This window comes from Caulobacter sp. (assembly GCF_049283275.1).
In the GTDB taxonomy this organism is placed as follows: domain Bacteria; phylum Pseudomonadota; class Alphaproteobacteria; order Caulobacterales; family Caulobacteraceae; genus Caulobacter.
In genome coordinates, this window is sequence record NZ_JBAPVS010000319.1 from 1 (window position 1) to 15,288 (window position 15,288).

Here is a 15,288-nt window from a genome sequence, read left to right on the forward strand (position 1 = left end):
GCCTCGGCCTGGTCGATCAGCGGACGCCGCCAGAGGGCCGGGTCCTGTTCGGACAGCGGGGTCATCGCGCCGGTGTCGTCCAGCCGGGCCGGGCGGCGGGCCTCGGCGTAGCGAACCAGGGCGGCGAAGGCCAGGCACTCGGGTTCATGGGGCAGCAGGTCGGCCAGGACGGCGGTCAGATCCAGCATCTCCTGGGCGTAGCCGGCGTGCTGCCCTGCCCCGGCCGCGTCCTCGTGGGCCTTGGCGTAGGCGATCTCCAGGGTCGACAGCACCGCCCCGATCCGCTCGGGCCAGGCCTCCGGGCCGGGGACCTCGAAGGCGATGCCCGCCTGGGCGATCTTGCGCTTGGCCCGCACCAGCCGCTGGGCCAGGGTCGGCTCGGGCGCCAGGAAAGCCCGGGCGATCTCCTGGGTGGACAGGCCGCAGACCAGGCGCAGGGTCAGGGCGGCGCGGGCGTCGGGGGCCACGGCCGGGTGGCAGCAGACGAAGATCAGCCGCAGCCGCTCGTCGGGGATCAGGCGCGCGTCGTCGATCATGGCGTCCTCCGCGCTGGGCGGCTGGGGCGGCGGATCGGGAACCAGCCGGGTCCGCACGCCGCGCCGCCGCAGCATGTCCAGGGCCCGCCTCTGGCCGACGCTGTAGAGCCAGGCGGCCGGGTCGCGGGGTTCTCCATCGCGCGGCCAAGCCTGGGCGGCGTTCAGACAGGCCTCGGCGAAGGCCTCCTCGGCCAGGTCCAGGTCGCGAAACTTGGCGGCCAGGGCGGCGATCACCCGCCCGCCGTGCGCCCGCGCCGCCTGGTCGAGGAGACTCCTGGCCACCGGCTAGGTCGTCCCGTCGATCACCGGCCGGACCTCGACCGAGCCGTCGCCCGACAGCGGCAGCTTGCGGGCCCAGTCGAGGGCCGCGTCCAGGTCGGGAGCCTCGATCAGGTAGAAGCCGCCCAGCTGTTCCTTGCTCTCGGCGTAGGGGCCGTCGTGCAACGAGCACTGGCCGGCGGCCCGGCGCACGGTGGTGGCGGTGTTGGCGGTCTTCAGGCCCGCCCCGCCTCGCAGCAGACCCTTTTCGACCAGCTCGGCGGCGAAGGCTTCGTGCTGGGCGATGATCTCCTGCCAGGCGCGGCCGTTCTCGTCGCGATAGACGGCCTCGTCCTCATAGATCAGCAGGGCGTATTGCATGATTTCGTCCTCCTAGACGACCGAAGCGGCGACGCGCCGTTCGATCATGCATCACAGACGCGGCGTGCTGACGGGACTCGACATTCGGCCGCCAATTTTTTCGATCGCTTCAGCTGGGGCTGTGGATGATCTCGCGGACCTCGACCTTGCCGCCGGCGATCTGCGGGATCTTGCGCGCCCAGGCCTCGGCGGCGGCCATGTCAGGCGCCTCGACCAGATAGAAACCGGCCAGTTGCTCCTTGGTCTCGGCGAACGGCCCGTCGTGCGCCACCTGGCCCTCGGCCTGGGTGACCACGGTGCGGGCCGCCGGGGTGTTGGCCAGCCGCGCCGCCAGCCACGTCTTGCCGTCCGCCCGCAGTTGGTCCTGCAGCGCCTCGTGCCGCGCGACGATGTCCGGCAGGACGGCGTGGTTTTCCGGCAGGGCCCAGGCGGCTTCCTGGGAATAGATCAGCAGCAGGTACTTCATCGAACCCTCCGTCGGCGCACGGCGCGCGCCTTGCTGTAAGTCGCGCGAGGTGGAACGGATTCGACAGGGGCCGGTAAAAAAAGTCGAGAACTCGCTCCTCCCCCTGTGGGGGAGGTGTCGGCGCAGCCGACGGAGGGGGGAGTATAGGAAGGCGGCCTATCCAGGATCGACGATCCTACCACGCCCCCCACCGGCCTTCGGCCGCCTCCCCCAAAGGGGAGGGCTCAGGTGAGCCTACCCCGCCAGCGTCTCCAGGAACCGCACCGGCGCCCCCGTCCCTTCGGCCACGATCTCGTCGTCGCGCATCACCACCGTGCCGCGCACGATGGTCGCCACCGGCCAGGCCTTGGCCTCGAAGCCGTCGAACGGGGTCCAGCCCGAGCGGGTGGCCATCCAGTCGTGGGTGATGGTGCGCTTGGCCTTCATGTCGACGATCGTGAAGTCGGCGTCGAAGCCCTCGGCGATGCGGCCCTTGTCGGCCAGGCCGAACACGCGGTTCACGCCATGACTGGTCAGGTCGACGAAGCGCTCCAGGCTCAACCTGCCATTCACAACATGGGTCAGCATGATGGGAACCAGCGTCTGGACGCCGGGCATGCCCGAGGGCGAGGCCGGATAGGGCCGGGCCTTCTCCTCACGGGTGTGGGGCGCGTGGTCGCTGCCCAGCACGTCGGCGATGCCGGTCTCGATGCCGCGCCAGACGCCGGCCACGTGGTCGGCCGAGCGGATCGGCGGGTTCATCTGGGCAAAGCCCTTCAGCCGCTCATAGGCCTCGGGCGCGACCAGGGTCAGGTGCTGGGGCGTGACCTCGACGCTGGCCACGTCCTTGTTGTGGGACAGGAACTCGATCTCTTCCTTGGTGGTGACGTGCAGCACATGGATGCGTTTGCCCAGGCTCTTGGCGATGCGCACCAGACGGTGGGTCGACTGCAAGGCGGCCTGGGCGTCGCGCACCTCGGGGTGGCTGGTCCAGTCGCCGGGGCGGGCCAGGCTGCGGCGTTCGGCCAGGCGGTACTCGTCCTCGGAGTGGAAAGCGGCGCGGCGGTTCACGTGCCGCAGCACGTTCTCGACGCCTTCGTCGTCCTGGACCAGCAGGCTGCCGGTCGAGGCGCCCATGAACACCTTGATGCCGCAGCAGCCGGGCAGACGCTCCAGCTCGCCCAGGAACGTCGCGTTCTCGTGGGTGCCGCCCACATAGAAGGCGTGGTCAGTGTGCATTCGGCCCTTGGCGCGGGCCAGCTTGTCGGCCAGGGCCTCGGGATCGGTGGTGGTCGGCTCGGTGTTGGGCATCTCGAACACGGCGACCACGCCGCCCAAAGCCGCGCCGCGCGAACCGCTCTCCAGGTCTTCCTTCCACTCCAGGCCCGGCTCGCGGAAGTGGACCTGGCTGTCGATCACGCCGGGCAGCACCGTCAGGCCGGTCGCGTCGAAGATCTCGCCGGCCGAGGCCTGGCCCAGGTCGCCGATGGCGACGATCTTGCCGTTGCGGACCCCGATGTCGGCGAAGCCGCGCCCCGCGTGATTGACCACCTCGCCGCCGCGCACGATCAGGTCGAAGGTCTGGGTCATGGGGCGTGCTCCTACGGGTTTGGGGCGGTCTAGGAGCCCACCCTAGCGGCCGCAAGACCAAATATCGCCCGCTTCCGACATTGACCGCCGTGCGCGACGGGCGCACCTCCCCCAAACTATTTCTTTAGGCGTTCCCTAGCGCACGAGGCACCCATGGACTTTTCCCGACTCCAGACCACCAGCAAGGTCACGAGCGAGTGGAAGTATCCGCAGGGCGCGCCCAACCGGACCGGGATGCTGCAGGTCGACACCGCGCCCGATCACACCCTCTACTGGGAGGAATACGGCGCCCCGCAAGGCGAGCCGGTGATGTTCCTGCACGGCGGGCCGGGCGGGGCCTGCGCGCCGGTGATGTCGCGGTTTTTCGATCCTGCGCGCTACCGCGTGATCCTGTTCGACCAGCGCGGCTGCGGCAATAGCACGCCGACGGTGGCCTCGCACGGCCCCGCCGTCGCCTTGGTCCGCAACGACACCGACCACCTGGTGGCCGACATCAACCGCCTGCGCGAGGCGCTGGCCATCACCGGCAGGATGCACGTGTTCGGCGGCAGCTGGGGCAGCACCCTGGCCCTGGTCTACGCCATCCGCCATCCCGAGCATGTGGCCTCGCTGATCCTGCGCGGCATCTTCCTCGGAACGACCGAGGACCTGCTCTACATGTACCAGGGCAATGCGGCGGTGTTCGACAAGTCGCCCCATGCCCTGACCGAACCGGGCTCGTACATCGCCTATCCCGACGAGTGGAAGGCCTTCGTCGAGATCATTCCGGCGGAGAAGCGCAGCGACATGATGGGGGCCTACAAGGCGATCTTCGACGCCAAGCCTGAAGGGGGCGCGGATCGCGAGACCCAGCTGCGCGCGGCCCTGGCCTGGTCGGTCTGGGAGGGGACGATCTCGAACATGATCCCCGAGGAAGGCGACCCGGGGAAGTTCGGCGAGGCCGACTTCGCCCTGTGCTTCGCCCAGATCGAGGCCCACTTTTTCGCCAACAACCTGTTCCTGGAGCCGGACTACATCACCCGCAACGCCGACAAGATCGCGGGGCTGCCGATCCATATCGTCCACGGCCGCTTCGACCAGGTCTGCCCGCTGACCCAGGCCTCGCGACTGGTCCAGGCGCTGGCGAAGGTGGGCGCGGCGCCGGTGAGCTATGTGCGCACCAATGCGGGGCATAGCGCCATGGAGGCGCAGACCGTGCTGGCGCTGACGGCGATCATGGACGGGTTGGCGCGGATCTAGGGCGAAAGCGGCGCCTCCCACTTCGCTCATCACTCCCGCAACAAGGGCGGGAATGACGGTGGCGGGGTAGGAAAGTTCAGGTGCGGTCGGCGTCCGCGGACGTTGCGGGTTCGACCGCCGCCGGCGCCGCGTCCTCCACCACCGCCTGGAGCTCAGGCGTCACCGCCGCGTCCTCGACCGTGGATTCCGGCGCGTCCGCCTCGACCACCACCTCCGGCGCCGCCTCGGCCGCCGCCTTCGCCTCGGCCAGCAGCGCCTTGGCCGCCTTGACCACCGTGGTCACCGGCAGGTCGCTCATGTGGCGGATGGCTTGCGACAGGTCGGGGTCCACCGCCAGGAACTGTTCGAAGCTGCGCGGGCCGCGCACGGCCTTGGTCAGCGGGCCCCACGGGCCGTAGCGACGCTCGTCGGAGGGACCGAACAGACCCAGGGTCGGGACACCGGCCGCGGCGGCGATGTGCATCAGGCCGCTGTCGTTGCCGATGAACAGGTCGGCGCGCTTGAGCACCGCATAGGCGGTCAGCAGATCGACCTTGCCGGTCAGGTCGATGTAGCGGCCGCGGGCCGAGGCCATGCGCAGCTCATCGACCATGCGTCCATCGCCAGGACCGCCCAGGATCAGCAGGCGACCACCCGCCATCGCGCCGCCGGGGCCCAGCAGCTGCTGGGTGGTCTGGGCGAAGCGCTCGATCGGCCAGATCTTGCCCACCCAGTTCGACGCCGGGCCGACGGCCAGGATCGGCCCGTCCGGCTCGCCCCTGCGCGGCGCCAGAAGCTGGTCGGCCAGGGCCTGGACCTCGGGGGTGATGTAGAGGTGCGGGGCCGGCGGATCGCCCTCCAGCTTCAGCACCTTGGCGGCCTCGATCACCTTGTGCAGCGGATCGCCGACGTGGCGCTTCCAGACGGCCCGCTTCTCGCGGCGCAGGAAGTAGGCGGTGCCCGAACCCCGCAGGTCGACGATCAGGCCCCACTTCTTGTGGCGCACCTGGTTCCACAGCTTGAACCAGTGACCCTTGCCCTTGCCCTTCTCCATGACGATCACCCGGTCCAGGCCGGGCACATGGGCGAACAGGGGCGCGGCCAGCGGTCCGGAGACGATGGTGAAGCGCGCGTTGGGGATCTGGTCGGCGAGGAACTTGATCAGGCCGGACGACAGCACGGCGTCGCCGATCCGTGTGGCGGTGATGAAGAGAATCGGGAAGGCCCGCTGTGTCATCCGTCCTTGTATAAGGCCCGTCGCGAGTCGGCGCATCCCTCGATAACAGCTCAGCTTTCTATTCGTTAAGCACTGGCGCGAAGACGTGCGCCTTGCCACATGGAAGGCATGAGTCAGATCGCCCGCCTCGACAGCCGCGCCGTCATCGCCGTCTTGGGCCCCGACGCCCGAAGCTTCCTCAACGGGCTGCTGAGCCAGGAGGTCGAGACCCTGGCGCCGGGCGAGCTGCGCTTCGCCGGCTTGCTGAGTCCGCAGGGTCGCCTGCTGTACGATCTGTTCGTGGCGGGCGTGGAAGAGGGCCTGCTGCTGGATATCCCGGCCGAGCATCGCGACGCGATCCTGATGCGCCTGACGATGTACAAGTTGCGGGCCAAGGTGGAGTTGGCGTCCAGCCCGCTCTCCGTGTTCGCGGCTTGGCCGGCACCCGGCCAGGGCTTCTCCGACCCCCGCCTTCCAGCTCTCGGCTCGCGTCTCTACGAGGGCCAGCAAGCCGTCACCGCCGCCGAAGACGACTACGACGCCCATCGTCTGGCCCTCGGCGTGCCCGGCCCCGCCGACTGGGGAACCGACAAGACCTACCCGATCGAGGCTGACTTCGATCTGCTGAACGGCATCGACTTCAAAAAGGGCTGCTTTGTCGGCCAGGAAACCACCAGCCGCATGAAGCGCCGTGGCGTGATCAAGAACCGCATGTTGCCGATCGCCTTCGACGGCCCGCCGCCGGCCTTCGGGACCGAGGTGCTGGCCGGCGAACTTCGGGCCGGCGAGGTGCTGTCGGGCCGTGAGGGCCGCGCCATGGCCCTGCTGCGCCTGGACCGCATCGAGGGCGCGGACCTGACGGCGGACGGCCGGGCGGTGGCGGTTGAGCGGCCCGACTGGGTTCCTGCGACCGCTCCCGCCGACTAGGGCGCGGGAACGTCGTCAGACGGCGGAACGTTGGTTGGGCCTGCTTTATAAGGAGTTCCGCCCATGAAACGTCTTCTCATCGGTCTTTCGCTCGCCGCCATCGCCGGCGCGGCCACCGCCCAGACAATCGCCCGCGACGAAAGCCAGCCCACTCAGCACAAGGCGACCGTCGGCCAGATCGAGGACGCCGACGTGATGGATTCGGCGGGTCGTCGGGCCGGCGAGGTGGAGCATGTCTTGCTGGACCCGGCCGGCAAGCCCACCGCCGTGGTCATTGAGATCGACCGTCCCGGTCCGGACAAGAAGGTCGTCGTGGCCCTGGCCGACGTCACCGTGAGCCCTGAGCCGAAGGACGACGACATGATCGTCCACACCAAACTGACCAAGGCCCAACTGACCGCCCTGCCGGACTGGAAGGGCTGATCCAACAGGTCGCGCGTCGCGAGAGGCGATGCGCGACCGTCCGCTTTGTTCTCTAAAAGTTCTGGAAATCCGCACCGCGTTCGGCCAAGCTCGCCGCCATGACCGAGATTCAACGCTGCACCTGGCGCGGCATGAACGGCGACCCGTTCTACGAGGCCTATCACGACGAAGAATGGGGGGTGCCGGAGTACGACTCCCGCGCCCTGTGGGAGAAGCTGGTGCTGGACGGATTCCAGGCCGGGCTGTCGTGGATCACCATCCTGCGCAAGCGTGAGGCCTTCCGCGCCGCCTTCGCCAATTTCGATCCCGACAAGGTGGCCCGGTTCGGCGACGCCGACCGCGCCCGCCTGATGGCCGACGCCGGCATCATCCGCTCGAACGGCAAGATCGACGCGGCGATCTCCGGCGCGAAAATCTATTGCGACATGCGCGAACGGGGCGAGGACCTGGGCGATCTGTTGTGGGGCATGGTCGACGGCAAGCCGATCCAGAACCGCTGGACGGGCGGCGACGTCCCGGCCCAGACGCCCCTGGCCGCCGACATGGCCAAGATGCTCAAGGCCAAGGGCTACAAGTACTGCGGCCCGGTGATCGTCTACGCCTTCATGCAGGCGACGGGACTGGTCAACGATCACCTGACGACCTGCTTCCGGCACGAAGAATGCCGAAAGCTGGCGCGCTAGAGGCCGAAATCCCGCCTAAACTGGGCGGGACTCTCGTCACGGTTCCGTCGACCTTCTGACGCTCCACTGTTGCGAGAATCAGCGATTTTAGCGCAATGGGAAGCTTGACCATGCGCCTTGCTTATTTCTCTTCCGGACGCCTCGCGGCGATCGTGGCGATGTTCGTCGCCAGCGCCGGCCCAGCCTTCGCCGACGCGTCGCCGGACTTGCGCGGTCGGCTCTATGACTGGTCGGACGGCGTGCTGGTGGTGGCCCACCGAGCCTGCCATGCGCCCGCGCCCTCGCGCGGCATGACGGCGCGCCTGCCGGAAAACTCGCTGGCGGCTCTGGACCGCTGCGTGGCCCTGGGCGTCGACATGGTCGAGATCGACATCCGCCGCACGGCCGACGGCGCGCTTGTGCTGATGCACGACCCGACCGTCGACCGCACCACCGACGGCCGTGGCCGGGTGTCCGAGATGAGCCTGCGGCAGATCAAGGCGCTGCGCCTGAAATCGCCCGGCGGAAGTCGCGACGGTGGGACGGCCGAGGCTCCGCCGACCCTTGAGGCGTTCCTGGCGCGAGCCCGGGGCCGCATCCTGATCAATCTCGACGTCAAGGAGCCGATCGCCGAGCAGGTCGCCCAGGTCGTGCTGGCCAGCGGGGCCGGCGGACAGGTTCTGGTGAAGGCTCGCCCCGAAGCGGGGGCCGCCCCGATGGCCGACCTTCCGCCCTACAGCGGCCTGGCCTTCATGCCGATGGTCGGGGCCGTCAAGGGGCGCGCCGTCCGCGATCCTGCCGGGATCACAGCCGTCCAGGTCCTGGCCGAGAACCGCGTTCCGGCGATCGAGCTGTGCGACCTTCGGCGCTCGGAGTTCGAAGCCGTGAGGGCCGCCGCACGGATGGCGCAGGTGCGGCTGTGGAGCAATGCTCTGGCGCGGAAGGGCCTGAAGGGGTTCCTGGCGCGAGCTCGGGCGGGCGGCGCGACGGCCGACGGGCGCCGCATCTGGACCCAGTTGGTCGGCGACGGCGTCAGCGTCATCCAGACCAATCGGCCGGCGGCCCTGCTCGACTATCTCGACGCCCGAGGCCTGCGCGGGCGCGCCCCGCCGATCATCAACGCCGCGCTCTAGGACCTGTCGCCGACCGGTTCGGCGACCCTGGCCCGGCGGACGTTTCCATCTCCGGCAAATCCCCCTAAACACGGACCATGCGCACCGGTCCCGACATGATGCTGGAAGCCGCCTGCGGACCGGGCCTGGTCTGCGGGGTGGACGAGGCTGGGCGCGGGCCGTGGGCCGGGCCGGTCAGCGCCGCGGCGGTGATCCTGGACCCGAGGCGCGTTCCTAAGGGCCTCAACGATTCCAAGAAACTGACCGCCAAGGCGCGCGCGGTGCTGGAGATCGAGATCAAGTCGGTCGCGGTCGCCTGGTGCGTGGGCCTGGCCAGCGTCGAGGAGATCGAAGAACTCAACATCCTGCACGCGGCCGGCCTGGCGATGTGCCGGGCCATCGAGGGGCTCTCGGTAAAGCCCGACATGGCCCTGGTCGACGGCAACTACCGCTTCAAGCTGCCCTGCCCGATCAAGACAGTGGTCAAGGGCGACAGCCTGTCGTGCTCGATCGCCGCGGCCTCGATCCTGGCCAAGGAAGCCCGCGACAGGATCATGATCGAGATGGACGCCGTCCATCCCGGCTACGGGTTCGCGGGCCACAAGGGCTACCACGCCGCCGTCCACGTCGAGGGCCTGCGCCGCCTCGGCCCCTCGCCGATCCATCGGATGAGCTGGGCGCCGGTCAAGCTGGCCCTTTCCGGCGAATTGCCCCTCGGCGACCCGGGCGGCGGCGCGTTCGATGACGAACTGAGCGCCTGAGCTCGAAAAATCTCGGAGCCGGAATTCTGAGTCTAATCAGACTCATTCCACAGGTTTCGAAGGGGGTTAATGAGCCGGTAACCACGTCCATCAACACACTCTTTACTAGCTAGACTCATGATTCCGCTCAGTGTTTTTTACGGGAAGCGGACATGTCCTTCGGGCCTGAAACCATCATCCAGGGCGACTGCATCGAGGCGATGAACGCCCTGCCCGAGAAGTCGGTGGACCTGATCTTCGCCGATCCGCCCTACAATCTGCAGCTGGGCGGCGACCTGCTGCGTCCCGACAATTCCAAGGTCGACGCGGTCGACGACCACTGGGACCAGTTCGAGAGCTTCGCCGCCTACGACAAGTTCACCCGCGAATGGCTGAAGGCCGCCCGCCGGGTGCTGAAGGACGACGGCGCGATCTGGGTGATCGGCAGCTATCACAACATCTTCCGCGTCGGCGTGGCCGTGCAGGACCTGGGCTTCTGGATCCTCAACGACGTGATCTGGCGCAAGTCCAACCCGATGCCCAACTTCAAGGGCACCCGCTTCGCCAACGCCCACGAGACCCTGATCTGGGCTTCCAAGAGCCAGGGCGCCAAGCGCTACACCTTCAACTACGACGCCCTGAAGATGGCCAATGACGAGGTGCAGATGCGCTCGGACTGGACCATCCCGCTGTGCACCGGCGAGGAGCGCATCAAGGGCGCCGACGGCAACAAGGCCCACCCGACCCAGAAGCCCGAAGCCCTGCTCTACCGGGTGATCCTGTCGACGACCAAGCCGGGCGACGTGATCCTCGATCCGTTCTTCGGCGTGGGCACCACCGGGGCCGCCGCCAAGCGCCTGGGCCGCAAGTTCGTCGGCATCGAGCGCGAGGCCGACTACATCGCCCACGCCAAGGAACGCATCGCCAAGGTGGTTCCCATCGCGCCCGGCGACCTGGACGTCATGGGCAGCAAGCGCAGCGAGCCGCGCGTGCCGTTCGGCAACATCGTCGAGGCCGGCCTGCTCAATCCGGGCGACACCCTCTACTGCGCCAAGGGCTCGCACGCCGCCAAGGTCCGGGCCGACGGCTCGATCACCGTGGGCGACCTGTCGGGCTCGATCCACAAGATCGGCGCCCTGGTGCAGTCGGCCCCGGCCTGCAACGGCTGGACCTACTGGCACTTCAAGACCGACAAGGGCCTGGCTCCCATCGACGTCCTGCGTTCGCAAGTGCGGGCGGGCATGAACTGAAGGTCTCATTTTCCTGCCGGGACCTTGTCGTGGGGGCGAGGCAAGGCTTATGTTTTCACCCATGCGCAAGACCGGCAGGATGGCGACCAACGGGGCCTTTGTGAGCATGGGCCCGGCAAGCTCCAAAAATGGAAGCGTGCTCCAGGAAATTCGACGTCCCGACGGCAGCAAGGTCGTCGGGCTAAGTCGCGACTCCTATGAGCGCGCGCTGTCGAACGCCAAGTCCGTCCTCGCGAAACGATAGGTCCAGGCTTGATGGCGACGATTGGTTACAACCCAGTCTTCGACCAACTCGTCCGAACGTCCGACGATATCGAAGGCTTTATCGCCTACGGCCTCTACAAACAGGCCAAGCGCGAATGGCTGCTCGACTACAGGACGCGAGAGGGAAAATCGCCTACGGCCGCGGAGCTTCGCACATACTCGCAGCACTGGGCGCCGACCGCTCTTCAGGCGCTCAGAGAAACTGCCGAAAGCGCGCTCTCGATCTATGCGCAAACCGTCTTGCAGGATCAGACACCCTCAATCCAACGCGACGCCCTGACTCAAGGCCGTCCGCTCTGGAAGGACATCCTCATCGGCGTGGTGTCCGCCCTGACCTATTCGGTTTTACTGGTCATTGCCGCCTTCCTTTTGAAGATTTTTGGCAACGACTTTCTGGACGCCCTAGGCGTGCTCGGGCGCTAGACCAGCCGGTCCCGCCCCGCCTTCGCCGCCTTCAGGAACACGCTCGGCAGCGCCGCCAGCCCTTCCGGACACGTCCAGACGAAGTCCCCCTCGCCATTGCTCTCGGCGCGCAACACCCGCAGCGTCAGCGAGAAGTGGGTGAAGACGTGCTCCACCGTTCCGAAGTCGCGCCAGGCGCCGGCGACCGGGGCTGCGGCGATTGCCTCATCATCCGTCCACGGATTACCTCGCCAGTCGCTGGTCGGCAGGCCCAGCATGCCGCCCAGCAGACCCTTGGGCGGGCGACGGACCAGAGCCGTGGCGTCGCCGCGCGTGAGCACATAGGCCACGCCATAGCGCCGGGGCCGGTCGGTCTTCCGGGTCTTGCGCGGATAGGTCTCGGGCGCGCCGGTCTTCAAGCCCTCGCACCAGGCCGCGATCGGACAGCGGTCGCACAACGGGCCCTTGGGCCGGCAGACCGTGGCCCCCAGGTCCATCAGCGCCTGGGCCCAGTCGCCGGGGCGCTGATCCGTGACCAGCTCGCCGGCCAGGCGCTTCAGCTCGGGCTTGGCGTCGGGCACGGGCGCCTCGACCGCGAACAGGCGGGCCATCACCCGCTCGACATTGCCGTCGACCACATTGGCCTCGCGGTCGAAGGCGATGGCGGCCACGGCGGCGGCGGTGTAGGCGCCCACGCCCGGCAGGGCCCGCAGGCCGTGTTCCGTGTCCGGAAAGACCCCGCCGTGCTCGGACGCCACGGCGCGGGCGCAGGCCAGCAGATTGCGGGCCCGGGCGTAGTAGCCCAGCCCCGCCCAGGCGGCCATCAGGTCGCCGTCCTCCACCGCCGCCAGGTCCGACACGGTCGGCCAGCGCTGGGTGAAGCTCAGGAAATAGGGCGTGGCGTGCCGCACGGTGGTTTGCTGCAGCATCACCTCCGACAGCCAGACCCGATAGGGATCGGACCGCTGCCCGGCCTTGCCGGCCGCCGGCCCGGTGCGCCAGGGCAGGTCCCGCGCCTGGGCGTCGTACCAGGCCAGCAGGGCGGCGCGGAGGGCGGAGATGTCGAGCATCCCTCCCTATGGCAAATCCTTGGGCGGATGGGGAGGGGCTGCTAGTCTGCCGCCATGCGCCGCCCCCTGCCCACCACGGAAGAAGCTCTTGAGATCCTCAAGCGCCGCCGCACGCGTCCGCAGTTCCGCGCGCCGCCGCCGGCCGGCAAGTCGCTGGCTCCGCTGATCAAGAAGCTGGACGAGAAATTCGGCCAAGGTCCGGCGGTGCTGAAGGCCCGTTGGCGCGAGATCGTCGGCGACACCCTCGCGCGCCGCACCGAGCCCGTCCGCGTCATCAAGAGCCGCACCGGCGAAGGCGGCACGCTGGAACTGCGGGTCGATGGCCCGGTGGCCTCGCTGATCCAGCATCAGGCCCCGCAGATCACCCAGCGCCTGGACCTGTTGCTGGGCAAGGGCGCGGTGACCAAGCTGCGCATCGTCCAGGGCCCGGTGAAGGCCCAGGCCGCGCCCGTCGCCGCCCGTCCCCGTCGCAAGCCGCCGCTGGACGCCGCCCAGGAGCGCGATCTGGCCGACAGCCTGGCCGACCAGCCCGAAGGCGGCCTGAAGGAGGCCCTGTTGAAGCTGGGCCGCGGCGTGCTGCGCGATCCGCGCTGAACCCCGCCGCTGGATTGACAACCAGACGTTCGATAGGCTGATGCAACGCCTTATCCGCGCCCTTTTCACGCGACTAAAGAATCGCGCTTAACTCCACTGTTCACGCCTATCCCAGGGAAGATCACATGCGTTCGTTGACCCGCCGGCTCTTGACCGCCGTCGCCCTCACCGCCTCTCTGGGCGTCGCCCTCGCTGGTTGCGACAAGAAGAGCGACACCGCGACCGCCGACGACATGTCCCTGGGCAATCCGAACGCCAAGGTCACGGTCGTCGAGTACGCGTCGGCCTCGTGCATCCACTGCGGCCGCTGGAACAACGAGGTCTTCCCGGCCTTCAAGGCCAAGTACATCGACACCGGTCGCGTGAACTACGTCTACCGCGAGTTCCTGACCGAGCCCGTGCAGGTGGCCTCGGCCTCGTTCCTGATGGCCCGCTGCGCCGGCAAGGACAAATATTTCTCGGTGCTAGACTCGGTCTATCGTTCGCAAGAAGAGATGTTCACCACCGGCGACTATCGCGGCGTGCTGCTGCGCGTCGCCCAGTCGGCCGGCATGGACGAAGCCCAGTTCACCAGCTGCGTCACCGACGAGAAGGCCCTCAAGGCCCTGAACGACCGGGTCGAGAAGTATCAGGCCAGCGCCAAGATCACCGGCACGCCGACCTTCATCATCAACGGCAAGAAGGCCGGCGGCGAAGACGGCGGCGAGCAGTCGATGGCCCAGCTGGACGCCGCCATCGCAGCGGCCGAGGCGGCCGCGAAATGATCCTCGACCGGCGCGCCCTGATCGGCACGGGCCTCCCTGTCTTGGGAATGGCGGCCACGGGCTTGACCCTGGTCGCCGCGCCGACGATCGCGCGCGCCGCGCCGCTGCCGCCCGCCGAGGGCGACATGGCGCTGGGCTCGCCCCAGGCCAAGGTGCAGGTGGTGGAGTACGCCTCGCTGTCCTGCACCCACTGCGCCCACTGGAACAACGAAGTGTTCCCCGTCTTCAAGAAGCAATTCATCGACACCGGCAAGGTCCGGTACGTGTTCCGTGAATTCCTGACCCAGCCCTATCAGTTCGCCGCCGCCGGCTATCTCCTGGCCCGGCGCGTGGGTCCGGCCCGCTATTTCGAGGTGCTGGACGCGATCTTCCACCAACAGGCCGCCATCTTCGACAGTCAGGACCTGTGGGGCGGACTGTTGAAGATCGGCAAAAGCTTTGGCCTGACCGAGGCGCAATTCACCGCGACCCTGCAGGACAAGGCGGCCCTGGAGGCCATCAACACCCGGGTCGAGAAGGCCACCGCCCGCGACAAGATCGAGGCTACTCCCACCTTCTTCGTCAACGGCCAACGTTACGAGGGCGGCCTGACGATCGAGACCTTCGCCGGCGCCATCGCCATCGCGACCAAGGGCTGAGGGGCGGGCGCGCGCCGTGCAATTCCAGCGCCTGCGCCTTCAAGGATTCAAATCCTTCGTCGAACCGACCGAGTTCCGGATCGAGCCCGGCCTGACGGGCGTCGTCGGGCCCAACGGCTGCGGCAAGTCCAACCTGCTGGAAGCCCTGCGCTGGGTGATGGGCGCCAATTCGGCCAAGGCCATGCGGGCAGGCGGCATGGACGACGTGATCTTCGCGGGCAGCGGCAATCGACCGGCCCGTAACCACGCCGACGTCACCCTGACCATCGACAACGCCGACCGCACCGCCCCGGCCCAGTTCAATGACGACCCGGTGCTGGAGGTCGTTCGCCGCATCGACCGGGGCGAGGGTTCGACCTACCGGATCAACGGCCGCGAGGTGCGGGCTCGCGACGTCCAGCTCCTGTTCGCCGACGCCTCGACCGGAGCCAACTCGCCGGCCCTGGTCCGCCAGGGCCAGATCAGCGAGTTGATCGGCGCCAAGCCGCAGAACCGCCGCCGCATCCTGGAAGAGGCGGCCGGGGTCTCGGGCCTGCACACCCGTCGTCATGAGGCCGAGCTGCGGCTGCGGGCCGCCGAGGTCAATCTCTCCCGCCTGGAGGACGTGGCCCGCGAGCTGGAGACGGCGCTGAACCGCCTGCGTCGCGAGGCGCGCCAGGCCGAGAAGTACAAGCGCCTGTCGGCCGAGATCCGCGCCGTGCAAGGCGCCGTGCTCTACGCCCGCTGGACCGAGGCCCGCGACACCCTCAACCGCACGCAAAGCGACGCCACCGAGGCGGCGCGCGCCGTCGAAGACAC

At 68.5% G+C, this 15,288-nt stretch carries 18 protein-coding genes; 12 read left to right on the forward strand and 6 right to left on the reverse strand.

Annotated features, from left to right (window positions below; translation table 11 throughout):
- The 4 genes from WAL33_RS17990 to WAL33_RS18005 all read right to left on the reverse strand — a co-directional run.
- Positions 1-818, reverse strand: an 818-nt coding sequence (locus tag WAL33_RS17990; RefSeq protein ID WP_422182921.1) for an RNA polymerase sigma factor, incomplete at its 3' end; no start/stop codon positions are given.
- 3 nt (positions 819-821) lie between these two features.
- A complete protein-coding gene (locus WAL33_RS17995) occupies positions 822-1,175 on the reverse strand; it encodes a YciI family protein (protein WP_422182923.1) in 354 nt (117 codons plus the stop codon).
- 109 nt (positions 1,176-1,284) lie between these two features.
- Complete coding sequence (locus WAL33_RS18000) at positions 1,285-1,641, reverse strand: YciI family protein (protein WP_422182925.1); 357 nt, start codon at positions 1,639-1,641, stop codon at positions 1,285-1,287.
- Between the two features lie 234 nt (positions 1,642-1,875).
- Positions 1,876-3,210 carry a dihydroorotase gene (locus WAL33_RS18005; protein ID WP_422182927.1) on the reverse strand — a complete coding sequence of 445 codons (1,335 nt, stop codon included), beginning with the start codon at positions 3,208-3,210 and terminating at the stop codon, positions 1,876-1,878.
- Between the two features lie 153 nt (positions 3,211-3,363).
- Here WAL33_RS18005 and pip point away from each other — a divergent pair, with 153 nt between their 5' ends.
- Complete coding sequence (gene pip, locus WAL33_RS18010; protein WP_422182929.1) at positions 3,364-4,449, forward strand: prolyl aminopeptidase; 1,086 nt, start codon at positions 3,364-3,366, stop codon at positions 4,447-4,449.
- 76 nt (positions 4,450-4,525) lie between these two features.
- Here pip and WAL33_RS18015 read toward each other — a convergent pair whose 3' ends face one another.
- Positions 4,526-5,665 carry a glycosyltransferase family 9 protein gene (locus tag WAL33_RS18015; RefSeq protein WP_422182931.1) on the reverse strand — a complete coding sequence of 380 codons (1,140 nt, stop codon included), beginning with the start codon at positions 5,663-5,665 and terminating at the stop codon, positions 4,526-4,528.
- A gap of 108 nt (positions 5,666-5,773) precedes the next feature.
- On the opposite strand from WAL33_RS18015, the gene WAL33_RS18020 reads away from it, so the two are divergent.
- From WAL33_RS18020 to WAL33_RS18050, 7 genes are all read left to right on the forward strand, one after another.
- Positions 5,774-6,571, forward strand: coding sequence for a YgfZ/GcvT domain-containing protein (locus tag WAL33_RS18020; RefSeq protein WP_422182933.1), 798 nt, complete (start codon positions 5,774-5,776; stop codon positions 6,569-6,571).
- Between the two features lie 63 nt (positions 6,572-6,634).
- Entirely contained in the window at positions 6,635-6,994 is a 360-nt protein-coding gene (locus WAL33_RS18025; RefSeq protein WP_422182935.1) for a PRC-barrel domain-containing protein, read from the forward strand.
- A gap of 98 nt (positions 6,995-7,092) precedes the next feature.
- On the forward strand, positions 7,093-7,677 hold the full coding sequence (locus WAL33_RS18030; RefSeq protein ID WP_422182937.1) for a DNA-3-methyladenine glycosylase I: 585 nt from the start codon (positions 7,093-7,095) through the stop codon (positions 7,675-7,677).
- A gap of 110 nt (positions 7,678-7,787) precedes the next feature.
- A complete protein-coding gene (locus WAL33_RS18035; RefSeq protein WP_422182939.1) occupies positions 7,788-8,789 on the forward strand; it encodes a glycerophosphodiester phosphodiesterase family protein in 1,002 nt (333 codons plus the stop codon).
- A gap of 77 nt (positions 8,790-8,866) precedes the next feature.
- The gene (locus tag WAL33_RS18040; RefSeq protein WP_422182941.1) at positions 8,867-9,529 is read left to right on the forward strand and encodes a ribonuclease HII; all 663 of its coding nucleotides are present in this window, start codon (positions 8,867-8,869) and stop codon (positions 9,527-9,529) included.
- 152 nt (positions 9,530-9,681) lie between these two features.
- Entirely contained in the window at positions 9,682-10,758 is a 1,077-nt protein-coding gene (locus WAL33_RS18045) for a site-specific DNA-methyltransferase (protein WP_422182943.1), read from the forward strand.
- 255 nt (positions 10,759-11,013) lie between these two features.
- Positions 11,014-11,445: a hypothetical protein gene (locus WAL33_RS18050; protein ID WP_422182945.1), complete on the forward strand. Its 432-nt coding sequence runs from the start codon at positions 11,014-11,016 to the stop codon at positions 11,443-11,445.
- On the opposite strand, the gene mutY is transcribed toward WAL33_RS18050, so the two are convergent.
- Entirely contained in the window at positions 11,442-12,494 is a 1,053-nt protein-coding gene (mutY, locus tag WAL33_RS18055; protein ID WP_422182947.1) for an A/G-specific adenine glycosylase, read from the reverse strand. The genes WAL33_RS18050 and mutY overlap by 4 nt on opposite strands.
- 54 nt (positions 12,495-12,548) lie before the next feature.
- Here mutY and WAL33_RS18060 point away from each other — a divergent pair, with 54 nt between their 5' ends.
- From WAL33_RS18060 to WAL33_RS18075, 4 genes are all read left to right on the forward strand, one after another.
- Complete coding sequence (locus WAL33_RS18060; protein WP_422182949.1) at positions 12,549-13,088, forward strand: DUF721 domain-containing protein; 540 nt, start codon at positions 12,549-12,551, stop codon at positions 13,086-13,088.
- A gap of 125 nt (positions 13,089-13,213) precedes the next feature.
- Positions 13,214-13,852, forward strand: coding sequence for a DsbA family protein (locus WAL33_RS18065; protein ID WP_422182951.1), 639 nt, complete (start codon positions 13,214-13,216; stop codon positions 13,850-13,852).
- Entirely contained in the window at positions 13,849-14,490 is a 642-nt protein-coding gene (locus WAL33_RS18070; RefSeq protein WP_422182953.1) for a DsbA family protein, read from the forward strand. Before WAL33_RS18065 ends, WAL33_RS18070 begins: the two co-directional genes overlap by 4 nt.
- 16 nt (positions 14,491-14,506) lie before the next feature.
- Positions 14,507-15,288: AAA family ATPase (locus tag WAL33_RS18075; protein ID WP_422182955.1), on the forward strand; the 782-nt coding region annotated here is incomplete at its 3' end.

Excerpts from the sequence above, each read along its gene's own strand:
- mutY (WP_422182947.1), bottom strand. The coding sequence starts at position 12,494 with ATGCTCGACATCTCCGCCCTCCGCGCCGCCCTGCTGGCCTGGTACGAC.
- WAL33_RS18025 (WP_422182935.1), top strand. The coding sequence starts at position 6,635 with ATGAAACGTCTTCTCATCGGTCTTTCGCTCGCCGCCATCGCCGGCGCG.
- WAL33_RS18030 (WP_422182937.1), top strand. The coding sequence starts at position 7,093 with ATGACCGAGATTCAACGCTGCACCTGGCGCGGCATGAACGGCGACCCG.
- WAL33_RS18020 (WP_422182933.1), top strand. The coding sequence starts at position 5,774 with ATGAGTCAGATCGCCCGCCTCGACAGCCGCGCCGTCATCGCCGTCTTG.
- WAL33_RS18000 (WP_422182925.1), bottom strand. The coding sequence starts at position 1,641 with ATGAAGTACCTGCTGCTGATCTATTCCCAGGAAGCCGCCTGGGCCCTG.
- WAL33_RS17995 (WP_422182923.1), bottom strand. The coding sequence starts at position 1,175 with ATGCAATACGCCCTGCTGATCTATGAGGACGAGGCCGTCTATCGCGAC.
- WAL33_RS18060 (WP_422182949.1), top strand. The coding sequence starts at position 12,549 with ATGCGCCGCCCCCTGCCCACCACGGAAGAAGCTCTTGAGATCCTCAAG.
- WAL33_RS18040 (WP_422182941.1), top strand. The coding sequence starts at position 8,867 with ATGCGCACCGGTCCCGACATGATGCTGGAAGCCGCCTGCGGACCGGGC.
- WAL33_RS18065 (WP_422182951.1), top strand. The coding sequence starts at position 13,214 with ATGCGTTCGTTGACCCGCCGGCTCTTGACCGCCGTCGCCCTCACCGCC.
- WAL33_RS18050 (WP_422182945.1), top strand. The coding sequence starts at position 11,014 with ATGGCGACGATTGGTTACAACCCAGTCTTCGACCAACTCGTCCGAACG.
- WAL33_RS18005 (WP_422182927.1), bottom strand. The coding sequence starts at position 3,210 with ATGACCCAGACCTTCGACCTGATCGTGCGCGGCGGCGAGGTGGTCAAT.
- pip (WP_422182929.1), top strand. The coding sequence starts at position 3,364 with ATGGACTTTTCCCGACTCCAGACCACCAGCAAGGTCACGAGCGAGTGG.
- WAL33_RS18045 (WP_422182943.1), top strand. The coding sequence starts at position 9,682 with ATGTCCTTCGGGCCTGAAACCATCATCCAGGGCGACTGCATCGAGGCG.
- WAL33_RS18070 (WP_422182953.1), top strand. The coding sequence starts at position 13,849 with ATGATCCTCGACCGGCGCGCCCTGATCGGCACGGGCCTCCCTGTCTTG.
- WAL33_RS18015 (WP_422182931.1), bottom strand. The coding sequence starts at position 5,665 with ATGACACAGCGGGCCTTCCCGATTCTCTTCATCACCGCCACACGGATC.
- WAL33_RS18035 (WP_422182939.1), top strand. The coding sequence starts at position 7,788 with ATGCGCCTTGCTTATTTCTCTTCCGGACGCCTCGCGGCGATCGTGGCG.